This window comes from Streptomyces sp. NPDC029139, from assembly GCF_055564335.1.
In genome coordinates this window covers 227,376-245,983 of the sequence record NZ_JBVHWN010000007.1, presented here as the reverse complement: position 1 = coordinate 245,983, position 18,608 = coordinate 227,376, and the positions used below count along the sequence as shown (strand labels likewise).

Sequence of the window (18,608 nt, the reverse complement as noted above, 5' to 3'; positions counted from 1 at the left end):
GGGGCCGGGGTGGTCCCAGCCTACGACGTGGCCGGCTCACCGGCGCGAGGGAAGGCGTTCACTCGGGGGAGCGGAAGAGCCGGCCCCCGACCTGGGACACGGACGCACGCGCGGACGGCCCCCGGCGGACGCACCGGGGGCCGTGCACGCGTGCAGTGCCGCGCTACTCCGTCGCGATCGCGTTCAGGACGTTCATCCGGCCCGCGCGGAACGCCGGGACCAGCGCCGCGAACAGGCCCACGAAAGCCGAGCCGACGAAGACGGTCAGGATCGTCGGCCAGGGGATCTCCAGGACCCCCAGGCCCTCCAGGGCCAGCAGCTTCTGGGCCGACGTGCCCCAGCCCATGCCCAGGGCGAGTCCGAGCAGGGCGCCGAAGAGGGCGATGACCACCGACTCCAGGCGGATCATGCGGCGCAGCTGGCGGCGCGAGAGGCCGATGGCCCGCATGAGGCCGATCTCCCGGGTGCGCTCGACCACCGACAGGGCGAGCGTGTTCACCACGCCGAGCACGGCGACGATGATCGCGAGCGCCAGCAGCCCGTACACGATGTTGAGGAGCTGGCCGACCTGGTCCTTCAGGTCCTGCTTGTAGTCGGCCTGGTTCTGCACCGTGTACTGCGGGTAGGCGGCGAGGGAGTTCTTGAGGGCCGCGTACGCCTCCGTCTCCTTGCCGTCCTCCGCCGTCGCGAACATGATCATGCTCTGCGGCAGCTTGTCGGCGGGCAGGTACTGCGCCGCGGTGGTGATGCTGGTGTACATCACGCCCTTGTCGACGTTGTTCTCGTCCGAGGTGATCGCCGCGATCCTCAGCTTCGCGCTCCGGCCGCCCTGGAAGGCCACGGTCAGCTCGTCGCCGACCTTCACGCCGTGCTCGGTGGCGTAGTCGCTGCCGACGGACATCGCGTTCTCGTCGTACGCCTTCGTGAGGGTGCCCGCGGTGGTGTCCCGGCGCAGGTCCTTGGCGTACGTCGGGTCGGCGGCGACCACGCCCTTCTCGACGGCCTTGCCCTTCGGGTCGGTGATCGTCGCCTCGACCCACTTGTACTCGGTGACGTGGCTCAGGCCGGGCGTCTTCTCCAGGGCGGCCTGCGCCTGCGGCATGACCGGCTGACCGTTCGTGGACTGGACGATGAAGTCCGCGCCGACCGAACGGTCCAGCTCCTCGGTGGCCGAGGCGACCATCGACGAGCCGACCACCGACAGACAGGCGACGAGCGCGAGCCCGATCATCAGGGCGGCGCCGGTGGCACCCGTACGACGGGGGTTGCGCAGTGCGTTGCGCTCGGCCATCCGTCCGACCGGGCCGAAGACCCGCAGGACGACCGCGCCGAGGACCCGGACGACGCCGCCCGCGAGGAGCGGTCCGACGACGATGAAGCCGATGAGCGAGAGCACCACGCCGAGGCCGAGCCAGAGGGAGCCGGTGGATGCCTTCTCGGCCTGGGTCGCCGTCCACAGCGCGGCGCCGCCGCCCAGGGTGAGCGCCAGGCCGAGCCCGCCCCGGATGCGTCCCGCCCTGCCGTCGGCCGGGGTCCCGGCGTCGCGCAGGGCCGCCATCGGGGACACCTTGCCGGCGCGGCGGGCCGGGATGTACGCGGCGAGGACGGTGACGACGATGCCGAGGAGCAGACCGACGGCGGGCGTCGTCCACTTCACGGTGAGGTCCTGGGTGGACAGCTCCATGCCCATGGAGGACATGAGCTCCATCAGGCCGACGGCGAGTCCGACGCCGGCCGCGACTCCGGCGATCGAGCCGACGACGCCCAGCAGGAACGCCTCGACGAGGACGGAGCGGTTGACCTGCTTGCGGCTGGAGCCGATGGCCCGCAGGAGACCGATCTCGCGGGTGCGCTGGGCCACCAGCATGGAGAAGGTGTTGACGATGAGGAAGATGCCGACCAGGAAGGCGATCCCGGCGAAGCCGAGCATCGCGTACTTCATGACGTCGAGGAAGCCGGCGACGTCCTCGCGGCCCGCGTCGGCCACCTCCGCCGCGGTCTGGAGCGTGTACCCGCCGCCGACGGCGGCGATGATGTTGCTCTTCAGCCGCTCGTCACTGACACCGGGCGCGGCGTCGGCCGTGATCTGGGTGAACAGGCCCTCCTTGCCAAGGAGTTCGCGCTGGGCGGTGGCGAGGTCGAAGTAGACGACCGTGGCACCGGGGTTGGTCACCTTGAACTCGGCGATGCCGGAGATCCGGGCCTTGAAGTCGCCGGTGACGGCGATGGTGCGCAGCTCGTCGCCGATCTTCAGCTTGTGCTTCTCCGCGGTGCCGGCGTCGACCATCACCTCGGTGGGTCCGCGCGGCTCGTGACCGGAGGCGATGTCCACCGAACGCAGCTCGTTGGGACCCCAGTTGACGGCGATCGTCGGGGCGCCGCTGGTGGGCCCGACGTTCTTGTTCCGGGAGTCGACGACGGTGACGCTCAGCGAGACGACCGAGCCCTGGGCGTCCTTGACACCGTCGGCCTTGCGGACCCGGTCGACGAGGGAGGCGGGCAGGGTCTCGGGGCGGCCGGTCTGCGGCGTCTCGCTCTCGACCGTCCCGTCCCTGGGGCTGAGCGTGACGTCGGAGGCCGTCGAGGCGAAGAGCTTGTCGAAGGTGGTGTTCATGGTGTCCGTGAAGACGAGCGTGCCGCTCACGAACGCCACGGAGAGCAGGACGGCGACGGCGGAGAGCGCCATGCGTCCCTTGTGCGCGAGGAAGTTGCGCAGCGAGGTCTTGAGGACGGTCATGACGTCCGCCCGCGCGCGTCGAAGTCCTTCATGCGGTCCAGTACGGCTTCGGCGGTGGGCCGGGCCATCTCGTCGACGATCCGGCCGTCGGCGAGGTAGAGGACGCGGTCGGCGTGACTGGCGGCGACGGGGTCGTGCGTGACCATCACGATGGTCTGTCCCAGCTCGTCCACGGACTGCCGCAGGAAGCCCAACACCTCGGCTCCGGCACGGGAGTCGAGGTTTCCGGTGGGTTCGTCGCCGAAGATGATCTCGGGGCGGGCGGCGAGCGCGCGGGCCACGGCGACGCGCTGCTGCTGTCCGCCGGAGAGCTGGGCGGGGCGGTGTCTGAGCCGGTCGGCGAGGCCGACGGTCGACACGACCCGGTCGAGCCACGCGGCGTCGGCCTTGCGGCCCGCGATGTCCATGGGCAGCGTGATGTTCTCGAGCGCGTTCAGGGTCGGCAGCAGGTTGAACGCCTGGAAGATGAAGCCGATCCGGTCCCGGCGGAGCTGGGTGAGCTTCTTGTCCTTCAGCCCGGTGATCTCGGTCTCGTCGAGGAAGATCTCGCCGCTGGTGACGGTGTCGAGACCCGCGAGGCAGTGCATCAGCGTCGACTTGCCCGAGCCCGAGGGGCCCATGATCGCGGTGAACCGCCCGCGGGCGATGTCCACGTCGACGTGGTCGAGCGCGACGACCCGCGTCTCCCCCGCGCCGTACGCCTTGACGACCTGCCGCGCCCGCGCGGCCACGGCGGAACTCGCTCCAATACTCCCGTGCTTGGGGATGGTCACAGCCGAAGTCACGGTATGTCTCCTATGTCTGGGGCGGATCCGACTCGTGTCGAGTCTGCGCGAGGGAGGGCCGACGGGTCGCTGGTGCAGGCCGCACACTTCACCCTGGGGTTTTCCGTAGGTCCGAGCCGGCCCGGGCTTCCGTAGGACCAAGCTAAAGACCGGACCATGACCATCTCGTCCTCCGCCGGGACGAGCGGCCCCTGCCCTCTATGGGGGAGGCGCCCCTAGGGGTTCTCCGCCTCGCGGTTGAGTGAGAGGCTGTCCCGACGAACTAGGTGTACGACGCATTCAGGCCGTGGCGGACAGGTGGGGGCCCGCGTCGAGGGACGGAGAGAGGGGTTCCGGGGTGCCCGAGACGACGACACGGCGCAGCGCGCCACCGGCCACCACGGCGCGCGGACGCGGCCCCGTCGTCGCCGCGCTCATGCTCGTGATGGGCCTGACCGCGCTCGACGGCACCGTCGTCTCCACCGCCGTGCCGCAGATCGTCGGCGACCTCGGCGGTCTGTCGGTCTTCTCCTGGCTGTTCTCCGGCTATCTGCTCGCCGTGACCGTGACGCTGCCCGTGTACGGGAAGCTCTGCGACACCTTCGGCCGCAAGCCGGTCCTGATCGCCGGGACGGTCCTCTTCCTCATCGGCTCCCTGCTGTGCGCGGCCGCCTGGAACATGGGATCGCTGATCGCGTTCCGGGTGGTCCAGGGCCTGGGCGGCGGCGCGCTCCAGGGCACGATCCAGACGATCGCGGCCGACCTGTACCCGCTCGAGGAACGCCCGAAGATCCAGGCCAAGCTCTCCTCGGTCTGGGCGACGGCCTCCGTCGCGGGGCCCGCGGCGGGCGGACTCCTCGCGGGGTACGCGGACTGGCGCTGGATCTTCCTGATCAACCTGCCGGTGGGGCTGGTGGCGCTGTGGCTGGTCGGGCGATACCTGGTGGAGCCGCCGAGAGCGGCGCGCCGGAAGGTGTCCGTCGACTGGGCGGGAGCGGTCGCCGTCTTCGCCACCGGGGCCCTGCTGCTCACCGCGCTCGTCCAGGGCGGCGTCGCCTGGCCCTGGCTGTCCGCGCCCTCCCTCGGTCTCTTCGGCGGCGCGCTCCTCCTCGCCGGGGTGACCGTCCTCGTGGAGCGCCGGGCCGCCGAACCGGTCATCCCCGGCTGGATCTGGCGCCGCCGCACGATCGCCGCGGTCAACCTGGCCCTCGGCGCGCTCGGCCTGGTCATGGTCGCCCCGACCGTCTTCCTGCCCACCTACGCCCAGGCCGTGCTCGGCCTCGGATCGACGGCCGCCGGCTTCGTCCTCTCCGCGATGACCCTCAGCTGGCCGGTCACCGCGGCCCTCTCCAACCGGGTGTACAACCGCATCGGCTTCCGCCTCACCGCGATCGTCGGCATCACCCTCGCCCTCCTCGTCCTGCTCGCCTTCCCCTTCCTGCCGTTCCCCGGCGAACCCTGGCAGCCGGCCCTGCTCATGCTGCTGCTCGGCGGCGCGCTCGGCTTCTTCCAGCTCCCGCTGATCGTCGGGGTCCAGTCGACGGTCCCGTACGAGGAGCGCGGTACGACGACCGCGTCCGTCCTCTTCTGCCGCCAGGTCGGCCAGAGCGTGGGCGCGGCCCTGTTCGGCGCGATCGCCAACGCCGTCCTGGCGGCCCGCCTCGGCGGCGGCCAGGACCTGGACGGCCTGGGCTCCCGGCTGGACCACGCGGACGACACCCTGCGCCGCGCGATCGACACGGCCGTCGACTACGTCTACCTGGGCGCGGCGGGGGCGGCGGCCCTGGCCCTCCTCGTCCTGCTGGTCCTGGCCCCGCGCCGCTTCCCGGTCCTGACGGAGGAGGATCGGCCCGCCGAGGCGTGAGGCTTCCAGGCGAAGCTTCCGGGGCGCGGCTCGGCCCGCGGGGCGCTCAGTCTCGCTCGCCACCCTCCTCCCCGCCCTTGTCCTCCGGCTCCGGGTCCGGGTCCGGGTCCGGGCGGCCGGTGAGGGTCGCCAGGGCGGTGCGGATGTGGTTCACGCGGGCGTGGATCTCCTCCCGTGCCTCCTCGTGCTCCCGCAGGATGCGCTCCGTCTCGCGTGCGGTGCGCTCCTCGTGCAGCCGGGCCTCCGCGAGGATTTCGGCGGCCCGGGCCTCCGCGTCCTCCTGGCCGTGGCGGGCCTGCTCCTCCGTCTGCGTGAGGGCGCGCCGGGCCTCGGCCAGGCGGGCCTCCGCGGAGGTGACGAGCTCCTCGTGGCGGGCGTCCAGTGCGGCCGCCCGGGCCTTCGCGGCCCGCTCCTCCTCCGCCCGTACGGCCGCCTGCTCCTGCTTCTGGGCCGCCAGCAGCGCCGCCGACCGGCGGGTGGCCTCCTCGAAGTCCTCCTGCGCGGCGCCGCGCTCCCCCTCGGCCGCGCGGCGGGCGTGGGCGCGGATCGCCTCGGCCTCACCGTCGGCCTTCCGCAGGATCTCCCCGGCCGCGGACTCCGCCTCGGCCCGGACGCCGTCCGCGGACGCCCGCGCCGCCTCGACCGTCCGCGCCGCCGCCGACTCCGCCTGTGCGACGAGGCGCTGGGCCGCCGCCTCGGCCGCGGTCACGAGCGCCTGCTCCTCCTGCTCGGCCAGCTCCAGGATCTTCCGGGCCCGATCGCCCAGGGACTCGTACCGCTGCGGGGCCAGCCCGGCGACCACCGTGCGCAGCCGCGCCGCCTCCGCCTGCTTCTCCTTCACGAGGACGGCCAGCCGCGCCACCCGCTCCCACGCGGCGTCGCGTTGCCCGGACAGCGCGGCGAGATGACGGTCGACCTGTTCGGGGCGGTAACCGCGGCCCCGTCCGACGGAGAAACCCATCCGTGACGCCCCTTCCGTAATGGCTCACAAGCCAAGGATGCGACATAAGGCACCATCAGACACGACAAAAGGCGCCCGACATGAGGTACACGTCGGGCGCCTTCGGTCACGAACGGACCGGTGCGGAAGGGTACGGACCGGTACGGACTAGCGGGGCACTAGAGCAGTCCGTCCCACATCTGTTCCAGAAGCACCGACCACCAGTTGTCCGGCGACGCCAGCGCCGCCGGGTCCAGCATCGCCAGCTGCGCCTGGAAGTCGACCGTCCAGCGGCCCGCCTGCTCCGGGTTGAGCCCGAACCGCAGCCGCCACATCCGGCCGAGCAGCGCCATGGACCGGGTGAACTCCGGCAGCCCGCTGTTGACGAACTGCGGCGGTACCGGCTGCCCGCCCGGCCCGGCCTCGACCGGTACGGCGACGATGTGCGCGGTCCCGTACTGGACGCAGATCGCGCGACCGAAGTCCGAGCCGATCACGAGGTACGAGCCCGCGTCCGCCGCCGGCTGCACCTGCCGCTGGGCCGCGAGTTCGGCCAGCGTCGGAACCACCGGATGAGCCGGCTGGGCCCAGAAGAACGGCCCGAAATCGGCCGGCAGACCCGCCCATACGAGGGTCAGCGCCACGACCTCCGGCACACCCTGGCGGGACACCGCCCGCTGGTCGAACCGGCAGATGCCGGGGCCGAAGGCACCCGCCAGCTCCTGCGCGACACCCTCCGGGGGGATCGGCGGCGCCGGCTGCACCGGCGGCAGCGGGGCACGGATCGGCGCCGGCCGGGCCGGACCGTCCGCGACCTGATGCAACTCGCCCTGGTGCGTGAGAAGTTGGCGCATTCCCTGCTGCCGGCCCGCGTGATCCCTGCCGTACGGCGCGATGTTGGTGATCCGCGCCTGCGGCCAGGTCTCCCGGATCATCCGGGCGCAGTAACCGCCCGGCAGCTCGCAGGACTCCAGCTCCGTGTGCAGTTCGAGGACCTGCTGCGGCGGCACGTTCATGGCGCGCAGCTCGTGCAGGATCTGCCACTCGGGGTGCGGGGTGCCGGGAGCGGACCGCCGGATGATCTGCGCCTCGGAACCGTCGGGCGCGCGGTAGCGCAGCACGGCCTGGTAGCCGGGGCCGACGGTCGGCTGACCGGGGGGCTGCTGCGGGTACCCGTACGCGGGCGGCGGCGTGGGCGCGCCGAGCGGGGCGCCCGGCGCGGACGGCGGCGGCACCGGCGGGGCGGGCGGACCGCCCGGACCGGGCTGCGCGAGCATCGTCGCCGCGTGGTGCACCCCACCGGGCGGCGTCCCCGGAGCGCCGGGCGCACCGGGGGCTCCCGGAGCACCGGGCGGCCCGGGCGGGGCGATGCCCTGGGGTCCGGGGTGGGCGAGCATCGTCGCCGCGTGCGCCACACCGGCACCGTCGGAACCACCGGGCATGCCCGGCGGCGCGGGCGGGGGCGGCGGTGAGCCGGGCCCGCCCTGGCTCGGGTGCGCGAGCATGGTCGCGGCCTGGTGCACCGGCTGCGGAGGCGTGGGCGGGCCGGGAGGCCCGGGCGGCTTTGGCCCGTCGGGCCCGAGCTGCGCCACCATCTGCGTCGGTACGTATCCGCCCGCGGGCGCACCGGGAACCCCCGGCGCCTGCGGCGGCGGAGGAGGGTTTCCCCCGGTCGACCGCGGGCCGCGCGGCGACAGTGCGGCCTTACTGGTGGCGGCGTCCGCGATGTCCCGGGCCCCGGCCCCCGGAGCGGGGGGAGGCGTGGGCGCGGCGGGCATGGACACGGCCCCCGAGGCACCGGACCCGCCGGGCGCGCCGGGCGCCGGGGGTACACCGGGTCCACCGGAAGAACCGACGGACGCCGGACCACCGGGAGAACCGGGAGCAGAGCCGGGAGCGCCCGGAGCCGAAGGCCCACCGGAAGAAGAGCCGGGAGCGCCCGGGGCCGCCGGAGCGGCCGGGCCACCGATCGAGCCACCGGGCGGCGGGGCGTGGGGGTCGAGGGCCGGGGCGATCGCCGTCGGCGGGAGCGCGCTGCCGGCCGCCATCAGGGCCGTCGGGGCGTCCGCGCCCACCACCGGGGGCGGCGTGTCCTCGTCGTCCGCACCCGAGAGCGGCGGGGCGAAGACCGTCGCCGGGAGCGGCACCAGACCCTCCGCCCCTCCCGAGCTCGCGTTCGCGTCCACCCACGGGCTGCTCGCCGGCACCCCGTCCGACGCCGTCGGCTCGTAGTCGACCGGACGGCCCGCCGAAGCACCCGCACCGGCACCGGCGCCGACGCCGACGCCGGCACCCGACGGCGTACCCGCCGGCACGTCCGTCACCGCATCCGGCACCGCGCCCGGCGCATCCACCGGCGCATCCACCGGCGCGTCCGACACCTCACCCGTCGCCTCACCCGTCGCCTCCGGAGACGACGAACCCCCGTCCGCCCGCGAGGCGTCCGGGCCCTTCGACGGGGCCGGCGGCAGGCCCAGCTTGTCCGCCGCGTCCTGCAGCCACTCCGGCGGGCTCAGCAGGAACGACGTCGCGTTCAGATCGACCCGCTCCGGCGGCGCGGGCGCCGCGGCCCCCGCGTCGGCCTCGCCGGAGGTCCCGTACTCCTCCTCGTACCGGCGGATCACCTCACCCACCGGCAGCCCGGGCCACAGCGTCGCCTCGCCGCTGTCCCGCGCGATGACCAGCCGCTGCCGGCCGCCGTCCGAGGTCGGACCCTCCTCACGGTCCTCCGCCCACACGACGAAGCCCAGCTCGAACTCCCGTACCCGCACCTCACGTTGCTGGTACGCCGGCACGTCACCGTTGATCCATTCCTCGGCGCGCTCCTGCGCCTGCGCGAACGTCACCACAGCCAGTTCACTCCCCTACCGGGACCACGGGCACGGCGCGCGCGAAGCCACCGTCCACCATCAGGTTCGCCACCGTCTCCAGCTCCGGCGGATTGCCGGCGAGGCGCTGCAGGAACGCGTCGAAGTCCTCGCCGCACGGAAGCAGCAACCGCTCCACCCGCTCGTTCACGGACCACCCGACCGCGTCGCTGACGTCCCGCGCGTCGTCGTACGCGCAGAACCACACCGACCCGATGGCCTCGCCCTTCACCTTCACCGCGAGAATCCCGCCCTGGACGAACGCGACGCCCAGGTAGTCCTTCGTCAGGTGGTCCCGCAGACACTTGTTGACGTAGACGAGGTCGTTGACCCCCGCCTCCTCGCGCACCGTGAAGAACGGCTGGTCCACCAGCAGGCCGAGCTCCGCGTCGAGCGCCGCGCCCACCGGCGCGCAACCGCCCGCCGCCTTCAGGAAGGAGCGGTACGCGCCCGGCAGGCGGTACCCCAGGTCCTCCTCGACACCGAGCAGCTGCTGCTCGGACACTGACACCAGGCCCTTCGGCAGCCCGAAGTGCGCCGGCCGGGTCTCCTGCAGCGGGCGCGTACCCCGCTTGGCGTGGTCGACGGCGGCCGTCGTCACCCCGCCGTGGTGACGCAGCAACGCCTTCACCTCGACCGGTACGAGCTCCATCCGCCGGCCGCCCGCCACGTGGTGCCAGGTCCAGCCGTGCGGAGTGGCCACCGGGGGAATCGTGTCCCACAACTCATGGCCGGTCGCGGCCAGCGCCGCGTTCGCCGACACGTAGTCCGTCAGCCGCAGCTCGTCGACGCCGAAGCCCTCGGGCGGATCGGCAATCTCCGCCGCCGCCCGGGCGTACGGCGAGAAGTCCGGATAGCCCCGTTCGTCCACCCGCACCCCTCTGGGGTGCCGGGAAGCGCGGACCGGGTCCGGGAAGTGCACGACCTGCCCGGCGTAAGCCGCGTTCGGTGGCGCGGCATGCTGCCCGAGCCGACCTGTCGTCATGGCGGTTGCCCCCTGCGCTGGCTACTGGCTGATTCCGCACAGCCTATGCGCTGCCACAAGCCCACCACCCGGCCCGATACGGCCATGACCACCGTCCGTGACCAAGTGTCACGACCGGATGACGCACCGGCGATAGTTCCGACACACCGACACCCCGTTTGCGTACCCCGCTTCCACATGAGGCGTCCCATTTGGCACTCTGTTCCCGCAACTCGGGGGATTGCAGGAGGGGAAGAATCGCACCATGTACGCAGCACCGACGCCCACGCAGGGTGACCCACGCCTCAACTGGAGCAGCACCGAGCCCAGCCGCGCCCCGTTACTGCGCTTCCGCCGCGACGGCATCCTCCCCACCGTCGGCGCCGCCCTCTCCGTCCGCGGCGAGACCCTCACCTGCACCGCGGGCCGCGGCGACCAGCCGCCGGTCCTGCACGCCCTCGTCCAGGACTTCCTGGACACCCTCACCAGCGGACAGCGCGAGCGGTTCACCGGCCGCTGCCCCGAGGCGATCCTGCTCTCCCGCCACCTCACGGCCGCCGAGACCGGCCGCTCCAAGCGCGCCCAGCGCAAGCCGCTCACCCACAGCGAGGCCCGCCGCTCGCTCAAGCACGCCAAACTGACCGCGCGCCGCATCCGCGAGGACGGCGACCCGCTGCACGGCAGTTACGCCGCCCCCTGCCGCTCCTGTACGGCGATGCTCGCCCACTTCGGCGTCCGCACCGTCGACCCCACCTCGACTGTCGAGAACGGCTGACCGCACCTTCATGCCCGACCACCTGAGCACCACCCGATTCCCGGTCAACATCGACGCCGCACTCCGCGAGGCCGGATGGCAACCGGGCCGCTGGGACATCAAACTCGCCGAGCAGTGGGCCGACACCCTGCGCGCCCACGTCTCCCCCGGCGGCCACCGGCACAGCGTCTTCCCCGCGGCCGTCGAGGCATGGGCGGAGTTCGGCGGCCTGCGCGTCACCGCGCCGGGCGGCGGCCGCCAGATCGCCCCCGCGACCGTACGCTTCGACCCGCTGGCCGGCCTGCACCTGGCCCGCACCCTCGCGGACCTGGGGCGCGCGCTCGACACCGAGATCGCCCCGCTCGGCGAGGAGGGCGACCACCAGGCGGTCCTCGCCATCGACCTGGAGGGCCGGGTCTACAGCCTGGACCACACCGGGGACTGGTACCTCGGCCAGGACATCGACGCGGCACTCTCGACGCTGATCACGGGGACGCAGCCGGCCCGGCTGATCACGGGCTGAGCCCGGCCCGGCCTACGCCGCCCGCTCCCCCACCGGCAACACCGCCGACACCCGGAAACCACCCGCGTCCGTCGGACCCGACACGAACACGCCGCCCAGCCGGGTCACCCGCTCCCGCATGCCCACCAGACCGTTGCCACCGCTCGGCAGGTGCGCGTCGGCCGCACCCGCGTCCGACGGACCGTTCTCCACCTGCATCGCCACCTCCCCGTCCCGATGGGCGAGGCGCACGACGACCTTCGCGCCGGCCGCGTGCTTGTGCACGTTGGTCAGCGCCTCCTGGACCACGCGGTACGCGGTCCGCTCGACCTCCGCCGCGTACGCCCGCACCTCACCCAGCACGGTCAGCTCGACGACCACCCCGGCCTGCCGGGACTGCTCGACCAGGTCCTCCAGCGCGTCCAGACACGGACCGTCCTCCGAGGCGGCCTCGGCGGCGGCCGCCGCCGCCCGGCCGACCGCGGCCAACGGCACCGGAGCGGCCGGGACCGGCGCCACGTCCTCCCGCAGCACACCGAGCATCTGACGCAGCTCCGTCAGCGCCTGCCGGCCCATGTCCCCGACCAGCGCCGCGTTCTTCACCGCCTTCTGCGGATCCTTCAACGCGACCGCCTGCAGCGCCGCCGCGTGCACCACCATCAACGACACCCGGTGGGCGACCACGTCGTGCATCTCCCGCGCGATCCGCGTCCGCTCCTCCTGCCGCGCCCACTGCGCCCGCTGCTCGGCCCGGTCGGCGAGCAGCGACAGCTCCGCCTCCAGACTGTCTGCCCGCTCCCGCAGGCTCTCCATGAGCCGGCGCCGTGCCCCTATGTACAGGCCGAAGAGAACAGGGGGCGCGTTGAGGCCGAGCGTCATGAAGAGCGAGACGAGAGGGACGTACCAGCCGCTGGGATCGAATTCCCGCTGGTCGACATCGGCCTGCGCGACGTCCTGGCGCAGCCGCACCACGGTCACCAGGAAGACGGCGACCGTCGACATTCCGGCCAGCGCGGCCGTGATCCGGCGGGGCACCTCGGAGGCGGCGAGCGTGTAGAGCCCGACGATCCCCATCAGAAAGCCCATCTCGGCGGGCGTGACGGCGATCGAGACGAGCACGACGACGATCGGCCACCGGCGCCGCACCAGCAGCACCGTCCCGACGACCAGCCCGAACAGCACCCCCAGGGGAACGGGCAGCCCCGCCTCACCGGCGAAGGCGACCCCTTCCAGCCCGCACTCCAGCGCCGACACGACGGCGAGCCCGCCGTCGAGCACCGCACTGCGCCGTCTCCCCCACCACCACCAGCCCGGCGCGACGGAACCCGCCGCGTCCTGGTGCGCCCCCGTTGTGGTCATGCGGACCAGCCTACGGGCGGGCGCGAGTCATTTTCCGGAGACGGCCGCGGCCCGCGGACGGCGCACGTCAACCACGTACACACACCCGTCCCTCGAACTACTGAATCGCCCACGCTTTCGACCCGGACGTTCACCATCCGGACGATGGTGTTCGTATGACATCCGCCACCCACAAGTACGCGGACTTCGAGTCCCTGCGCGAACAGGCGATCGCGTTACGCCGAGAGGGCCTCAGCCTGCGCCCGGATCCGGGACCGACTGAAGATCGACAACAACGACCTTCTCAACCGCCTGGTGAAGGGAGAACCCCCACCGGACTGGACGAAGCGCCCGAGGGCCAAGGACGCCCTACGGGAGAGAGCCCGGGAACTCCGCCTCGAGGGCATGACCTACGACCAGATCCAGGTCGAGCTGGGCTGCTCGAAGAGCTCGATCTCGCTGTGGGTACGCGACCTTCCGAAGCCGGAGCGGACGCGCACCCGCGAGGAGGCGTCGGCGATCGCCCGTAAGGGGTGGGCGGCCACGCTGCAACGCCGTGAGGAGGAGCGCCGGCGGACCAAGCGGGAGGCCGCGCACGAGATCGGCTCCGTGACCGACCGCGAGCTGTTCCTCCTGGGCGTCGCGCTCTACTGGGCCGAAGGCACGAAGTCCAAGCCGCATCGACGGCAGGAACGCATCACGTTCGTCAACAGCGACCCGGACATGATCAAGCTCTTCCTGGACTGGCTCCGCCTCATCGGGGTCGAGAGGGAGCGGGTGCGCTTCTACGTCCACATCCACGAAACCGCCGACGTCGGCGCGGCCGAACGATTCTGGGCCGAACTGGTCGGTGCGGACGCCTCGTCCTTCAACAAGACCTCGCTCAAGAGGCACAACCCGAAAACCAACCGGCAGAACACCGGAGAGGAGTACCGAGGCTGCCTGGTGATCCAAGTTCACCGAAGCGCGGAGCTCTACCGTCGCGTCGAGGGCTGGTGGTGCGGCATAGTAGGGGCTGCCCACTCGGCCGATCGAGAGAGTCGGACATAAAGGGCAGACCTTCCCAGGTCGTCTAATGGCAGGACAAATGGTTTTGGTCCATTGAATGAGGGTTCGATTCCTTCCCTGGGAGCCGTTCGGTTCGGGTCCTGACCTCCCTGGTCAGGACCCGCACTCGTTTCCGCCCCGAAACCCCCCGGTATCCTGCGGTTGTCCACCACCCGAAGCCGAAGGGCATTCCCGTGAGCGCCAATCGCCCGGCCGCCGTCGTCGTCCTCGCAGCGGGTGAGGGCACCCGCATGAAGTCCAAGACCCCCAAGGTCCTGCACGAGATCGCCGGACGGTCCCTCGTCGGACACGTCGTCTCCGCCGCGCGCGAGCTGGAGCCCGAGCAGCTCGTCGTGATCGTCGGGCACGCCCGGGAGCAGGTCACCGCGCATCTCGACGCGCACTACGCCGGGACCCGTACCGCCGTGCAGCACGAGCAGAACGGCACCGGTCACGCCGTCCGCATGGGCCTCGAGGAGCTGGGGCAGGCCCCCGACGGCACCGTGGTCGTGGTCTGCGGCGACACCCCGCTGCTCTCCGGGGAGACCCTGAAGGCGCTCGCCGCCACGCACGCCGCCGACGGCAACGCCGTCACCGTGCTGACCGCCGAGGTGCCGGACTCCACCGGCTACGGCCGGATCGTCCGGGACGCCTCGGGCGCCGTGACCGCGATCGTCGAGCACAAGGACGCGACGGACGAGCAGCGCGCGATCCGGGAGATCAACTCCGGGGTGTTCGCGTTCGACGGCCGGCTGCTCGCCGACGCGCTCGGCAAGGTGCGCACCGACAACAGCCAGGGCGAGGAGTACCTCACCGACGTGCTGTCGATCCTCCGCGAGGCCGGTCACCGTGTCGGCGCGTCCGTCGCCGGTGACCACCGGGAGATCCTCGGCATCAACAACCGTGTCCAGCTCGCCGAGGCCCGCGCCCTGCTCAATCAGCGCCTCCTGGAGCGGGCGATGATGGCCGGCGTCACGGTCGTCGACCCCTCCTCCGTCCTCGTCGACGTCACGGTGACCTTCGAGCCGGACTCCGTCGTCCACCCCGGTACGCAGCTGTTCGGCACGACCCACATCGGTGAGGACGCCGAGGTCGGCCCGAACACGCGCCTGAAGGACACCACGGTCGGCAAGGGCGCCCGGGTGGACAACACGGTCGCCGATTCCGCCGTGATCGGCGAGAGCGCGTCCGTGGGTCCGTTCGCGTATCTGCGTCCGGGCACCCATCTCGGCCCGAAGGCCAAGGCGGGGACGTACGTGGAGATGAAGAACGCCAAGATCGGCGAGGGCACCAAGGTCCCGCACCTCTCCTACGTGGGCGACGCCACGATCGGTGAGCACACGAACATCGGCGCAGCCAGCGTCTTCGTGAACTACGACGGCGAGGCGAAGCACCACACCACGATCGGGTCCCACTGCCGGACCGGGTCGGACAACATGTTTGTGGCACCCATCACCATCGGGGACGGCGCGTACACGGCCGCCGGGTCCGTCATCACCAAGGACGTACCGGCCGGTTCGCTCGCCGTGGCCCGCGGCCAGCAGCGGAATATCGAGGGTTGGGTGGCGCGGAAGCGGCCCGGGAGTGCCGCGGCGCAGGCTGCTCAGGCGGCCTCGGAGGAGTCCTCCGGCGCGAGCTGACCGGAAACAGGTGCGTCGAACTCGGCGTACCGTGATACGTGCACATAAATTCGGCTGGCTCGCACACGCGCACGGGAGCGCGGAGATCGCGACCAGAGGACACGTCTGAGGAGACAGTGCTGTGACCGGGATCAAGACGACCGGCGAGAAGAAGCTGATGCTCTTCTCCGGCCGCGCCCACCCCGAGCTGGCCGAGGAGGTCGCGCACCAGTTGGGTGTCGGCCTCGTGCCGACGAAGGCCTTCGACTTCGCGAACGGTGAGATCTACGTCCGTTTCCAGGAGTCGGCTCGTGGCGCGGACTGCTTCCTGATCCAGAGCCACACGGCTCCGATCAACAAGTGGATCATGGAGCAGCTGATCATGATCGATGCTCTGAAGCGGGCTTCCGCGCGGAGCATCACCGTGATCATCCCGTCGTACGGCTACGCCCGTCAGGACAAGAAGCACCGCGGCCGTGAGCCGATCTCGGCGCGTCTGGTCGCGGACCTGCTGAAGACCGCCGGTGCGCACCGCATCCTCACGGTCGACCTGCACACCGACCAGATCCAGGGCTTCTTCGACGGCCCGGTGGACCACCTGTCGGCCCTTCCGGTCCTGGCGGACTACGTGGGCAGCAAGGTCGACCGCTCGAAGCTGACGATCGTCTCCCCGGACGCCGGCCGTGTGCGTGTCGCCGACCGGTGGTGCGACCGTCTGGACGCGCCGCTGGCGATCGTGCACAAGCGCCGTGACAAGGACGTCGCCAACCAGGTGACCGTCCACGAGGTCGTCGGTGACGTGAAGGGCCGCGTCTGCGTCCTGGTCGACGACATGGTGGACACGGGTGGCACGATCTGCGCCGCCGCGGACGCGCTCTTCGCGCACGGTGCCGAGGACGTCATCGTGACGGCCACGCACGGCATCCTGTCCGGGCCGGCCGCCGATCGTCTGAAGAACTCCAAGGTGAGCGAGTTCGTCTTCACGGACACGCTCCCGGTGCCGGGTTCCCTGGAGCTCGACAAGATCACGGTTCTGTCGATCGCCCCGACGATCGCCCGCGCGGTGCGTGAGGTGTTCGAGGACGGTTCGGTGACGAGCCTCTTCGAGGAGCACTGAGCTTTCTCGTATGTCGTGGAAGGGCCCGCTCCCCTCGGGGGGAGCGGGCCCTTTCCCGTGCGCCGACGTGGGACCGCCGGGGCCGGTGTGGGCCGTCGCGACGGGGGCCGGTGATCCAATTGGGCCGTGCGGCGGGGGCCGAGTAGACTGCCGTAGTTGCTCGGCGAGGGAGGCCGTACCCGGCGTGGTACGGCGGTCCGTTATCGACGCGCTCTTCGTAGCAGGCCATCGCCAGTCGTGGCCGGGTGACCACCCTTTTTTCGTCATCGTCTACGAGGAGTGCACATGTCCGAGGTCAAGCTGGCCACCGAGACCCGTACCGAGTTCGGCAAGGGTGCGGCGCGCCGCGTCCGCCGCGAGGGCAAGGTCCCCGGCGTTCTCTACGGTCACGGCACCGAGCCGGTCCACGTCACCCTGCCGGGCCACGAGCTGCTGCTCGCCCTGCGTACCCCGAACGTCCTGCTGTCGCTGGACCTGGGTGGTACCACCGAGCTGGCGATCCCGAAGGCCGTGCAGCGCGACCCGCTGAAGGGCTTCCTGGAGCACGTCGACCTGCTGCTGGTGAAGCGCGGCGAGAAGGTCACCGTCGAGATCGTCGTCGAGACCGAGGGCGACCTGGCGCCGGGCAGCTACCTCGTCGAGAACGTGCTGAACACGCTCTCCGTCGAGACCGAGGCCACCCACATCCCCGAGTCCGTCACGGTCTCGATCGAGGGCCTGGAGGCCGGTAACTCCATCCTCGCCAAGGACATCGCGCTGCCGAAGGGCACCACCCTGGAGACGGACCCCGACGCCGTCGTCATCCAGATCCTGGCCGCCCAGGCCGAGGAGCCGGCCGCCGAGGGCGAGGCCACCGAGGGCGCCGAGGCCTGAGCCGTAGGCTCTGCCTGACGTGACGGGGTGACGGGCCGTGCGGCCCGTCACCCCGTTTCTTCTGTACACCTGCCGGTACGCACACGAGGAGACGAGACCCCCATGACGGACGAGGCGAACGCCCCCTGGCTGATCGTCGGTCTCGGCAACCCGGGGCCGGAGTACGCCGCCAACCGCCACAACGTGGGCTTCATGGTGGTGGACCTGCTCGCGGACCGTATCGGCGGGAAGTTCAAGCGGGCGCAGAAGGCGCAGGCGCAGGTCGTCGAGGGGCGGATGGGGCCTCCGGGGCCGGCGAACCGCCGGGTGATCCTCGCGAAGCCGATGTCGTACATGAATCTTTCGGGTGGCCCGGTGACGGCGCTGCGGGACTTCTACAAGGTGCCGACGGCGCACGTCGTGGCGATCCACGACGAGCTGGACATCGACTACGGGGTGCTGCGGCTGAAGATCGGCGGCGGCGACAACGGGCACAACGGTCTGAAGTCGATGACGAAGGCGATGGGGGCGGACTACCACCGGGTGCGGTTCGGCATCGGCCGTCCGCCCGGCCGGATGCAGGTCGCCGACTTCGTTCTGAAGGACTTCTCGTCGACGGAGCGCAAGGAGCTCGACTACTTCGTGGACCGGGCGGCGGACTCCGTCGAGTGCCTGGTGGCGGAGGGTCTGGAGCGGGCGCAGTCGGCGTACAACTCCTGAGCGACCGACCCGAGCGGTACGACTGTACGATCGCGGACCATGACGCACGCCCGTAACGCCGCCATGGTCCTGGTCGCCCTGCTGCTCGTCGTCGCGGGCGTCTGGTCGTCCTGGGGGACGGCGCAGCACGTCCTGCTGCCCAAGGGCCGTGAGCACGGCACGCTGACGGTGACCGGTTGCGACGAGGAGACGTGCAGCGGCCGTTACGTACCGGCCGGGCCGCCGTCGCCGCACACCACCCTGACCATCGACCGCTCGGTGGCGGCCGGCAAGGGCCAGACGCTGCCGGTGGTCGTGAAGCCGGGTACGACGGAGGCGGTACGGACGGGCTGGGGCGGCGGCCTGCACGCCTGGCTGCCGCTGGGCGGGGCGCTGTTGCTGGCGGCGCCGCTCGTCGGTGGCGGTCTGCGGCTGACGCGGACGGCGTGGGGGCTGGCGGGCGCGGGGGGCGCGCTGCTGGTGGCGGCGTTCTTCGCGCTCTGATTGTTATGCCCCTTGGGTTAAGGGTGGCTTAAAGGTGCCG

Annotated in this window: 14 protein-coding genes, 1 tRNA gene and 1 pseudogene; 10 read left to right on the top strand and 6 right to left on the bottom strand. The window is 71.9% G+C overall.

Translation table 11 applies throughout. The features are described from left to right. Positions 1-163 precede the first annotated feature (163 nt). Both ACZ4VW_RS18725 and ACZ4VW_RS18720 read right to left on the bottom strand, forming a co-directional pair. Positions 164-2,737 carry an ABC transporter permease gene (locus ACZ4VW_RS18725; RefSeq protein ID WP_467963620.1) on the bottom strand — a complete coding sequence of 858 codons (2,574 nt, stop codon included), beginning with the start codon at positions 2,735-2,737 and terminating at the stop codon, positions 164-166. Continuing rightward, on the bottom strand, positions 2,734-3,522 hold the full coding sequence (locus tag ACZ4VW_RS18720; RefSeq protein WP_467963618.1) for an ABC transporter ATP-binding protein: 789 nt from the start codon (positions 3,520-3,522) through the stop codon (positions 2,734-2,736). The genes ACZ4VW_RS18725 and ACZ4VW_RS18720 overlap by 4 nt, the downstream gene beginning before the upstream one ends. A gap of 337 nt (positions 3,523-3,859) precedes the next feature. Between ACZ4VW_RS18720 and ACZ4VW_RS18715 the strand changes: the two genes are divergently transcribed. Next, positions 3,860-5,365: an MFS transporter gene (locus tag ACZ4VW_RS18715; RefSeq protein WP_467963616.1), complete on the top strand. Its 1,506-nt coding sequence runs from the start codon at positions 3,860-3,862 to the stop codon at positions 5,363-5,365. A gap of 46 nt (positions 5,366-5,411) precedes the next feature. Here ACZ4VW_RS18715 and ACZ4VW_RS18710 read toward each other — a convergent pair whose 3' ends face one another. From ACZ4VW_RS18710 to ACZ4VW_RS18700, 3 genes are all read right to left on the bottom strand, one after another. Beyond that, a complete protein-coding gene (locus ACZ4VW_RS18710; protein WP_467963614.1) occupies positions 5,412-6,326 on the bottom strand; it encodes a cellulose-binding protein in 915 nt (304 codons plus the stop codon). Between the two features lie 158 nt (positions 6,327-6,484). Beyond that, entirely contained in the window at positions 6,485-9,154 is a 2,670-nt protein-coding gene (locus ACZ4VW_RS18705; protein WP_467963612.1) for an SUKH-4 family immunity protein, read from the bottom strand. A gap of 7 nt (positions 9,155-9,161) precedes the next feature. Continuing rightward, positions 9,162-10,157, bottom strand: coding sequence for an SMI1/KNR4 family protein (locus tag ACZ4VW_RS18700; protein ID WP_467963610.1), 996 nt, complete (start codon positions 10,155-10,157; stop codon positions 9,162-9,164). 244 nt (positions 10,158-10,401) lie between these two features. Between ACZ4VW_RS18700 and ACZ4VW_RS18695 the strand changes: the two genes are divergently transcribed. Then, positions 10,402-10,911, top strand: a complete 510-nt coding sequence (locus ACZ4VW_RS18695) for a YwqJ-related putative deaminase (RefSeq protein ID WP_467963609.1) — start codon at positions 10,402-10,404, stop codon at positions 10,909-10,911. Between the two features lie 10 nt (positions 10,912-10,921). Beyond that, positions 10,922-11,413, top strand: coding sequence for an SUKH-3 domain-containing protein (locus tag ACZ4VW_RS18690; RefSeq protein ID WP_467963607.1), 492 nt, complete (start codon positions 10,922-10,924; stop codon positions 11,411-11,413). Positions 11,414-11,425: 12 nt separating this feature from the next. Here ACZ4VW_RS18690 and ACZ4VW_RS18685 read toward each other — a convergent pair whose 3' ends face one another. Further along, entirely contained in the window at positions 11,426-12,751 is a 1,326-nt protein-coding gene (locus ACZ4VW_RS18685) for a sensor histidine kinase (RefSeq protein ID WP_467963605.1), read from the bottom strand. 155 nt (positions 12,752-12,906) lie between these two features. On the opposite strand from ACZ4VW_RS18685, the pseudogene ACZ4VW_RS18680 reads away from it, so the two are divergent. From ACZ4VW_RS18680 to ACZ4VW_RS18650, 7 genes and pseudogenes are all read left to right on the top strand, one after another. Further along, positions 12,907-13,780: pseudogene (locus tag ACZ4VW_RS18680) on the top strand (hypothetical protein). A gap of 11 nt (positions 13,781-13,791) precedes the next feature. Continuing rightward, positions 13,792-13,862 (top strand) — tRNA-Gln (locus tag ACZ4VW_RS18675). Between the two features lie 109 nt (positions 13,863-13,971). Further along, complete coding sequence (gene glmU / locus ACZ4VW_RS18670) at positions 13,972-15,417, top strand: bifunctional UDP-N-acetylglucosamine diphosphorylase/glucosamine-1-phosphate N-acetyltransferase GlmU (protein ID WP_467963604.1); 1,446 nt, start codon at positions 13,972-13,974, stop codon at positions 15,415-15,417. 121 nt (positions 15,418-15,538) lie between these two features. Next, a complete protein-coding gene (locus ACZ4VW_RS18665; RefSeq protein WP_467963602.1) occupies positions 15,539-16,513 on the top strand; it encodes a ribose-phosphate diphosphokinase in 975 nt (324 codons plus the stop codon). A 285-nt stretch (positions 16,514-16,798) separates the two neighbouring features. Then, positions 16,799-17,386, top strand: a complete 588-nt coding sequence (locus tag ACZ4VW_RS18660) for a 50S ribosomal protein L25/general stress protein Ctc (protein WP_467963600.1) — start codon at positions 16,799-16,801, stop codon at positions 17,384-17,386. Between the two features lie 102 nt (positions 17,387-17,488). Beyond that, entirely contained in the window at positions 17,489-18,085 is a 597-nt protein-coding gene (gene pth, locus ACZ4VW_RS18655) for an aminoacyl-tRNA hydrolase (RefSeq protein WP_467963598.1), read from the top strand. A 39-nt stretch (positions 18,086-18,124) separates the two neighbouring features. Next, positions 18,125-18,568 (top strand): hypothetical protein, encoded by a 444-nt coding sequence (locus ACZ4VW_RS18650; RefSeq protein ID WP_467963596.1) that lies wholly within the window; start codon positions 18,125-18,127, stop codon positions 18,566-18,568. Positions 18,569-18,608: the final 40 nt, after the last annotated feature.

Bases quoted from the DNA above. Each gene is read 5' to 3' on its own strand.
- ACZ4VW_RS18685 (WP_467963605.1), bottom strand. From the start codon at position 12,751: ATGACCACAACGGGGGCGCACCAGGACGCGGCGGGTTCCGTCGCGCCG.
- pth (WP_467963598.1), top strand. From the start codon at position 17,489: ATGACGGACGAGGCGAACGCCCCCTGGCTGATCGTCGGTCTCGGCAAC.
- ACZ4VW_RS18695 (WP_467963609.1), top strand. From the start codon at position 10,402: ATGTACGCAGCACCGACGCCCACGCAGGGTGACCCACGCCTCAACTGG.
- ACZ4VW_RS18725 (WP_467963620.1), bottom strand. From the start codon at position 2,737: ATGACCGTCCTCAAGACCTCGCTGCGCAACTTCCTCGCGCACAAGGGA.
- ACZ4VW_RS18650 (WP_467963596.1), top strand. From the start codon at position 18,125: ATGACGCACGCCCGTAACGCCGCCATGGTCCTGGTCGCCCTGCTGCTC.
- ACZ4VW_RS18710 (WP_467963614.1), bottom strand. From the start codon at position 6,326: ATGGGTTTCTCCGTCGGACGGGGCCGCGGTTACCGCCCCGAACAGGTC.
- ACZ4VW_RS18660 (WP_467963600.1), top strand. From the start codon at position 16,799: ATGTCCGAGGTCAAGCTGGCCACCGAGACCCGTACCGAGTTCGGCAAG.
- ACZ4VW_RS18690 (WP_467963607.1), top strand. From the start codon at position 10,922: ATGCCCGACCACCTGAGCACCACCCGATTCCCGGTCAACATCGACGCC.
- ACZ4VW_RS18700 (WP_467963610.1), bottom strand. From the start codon at position 10,157: ATGACGACAGGTCGGCTCGGGCAGCATGCCGCGCCACCGAACGCGGCT.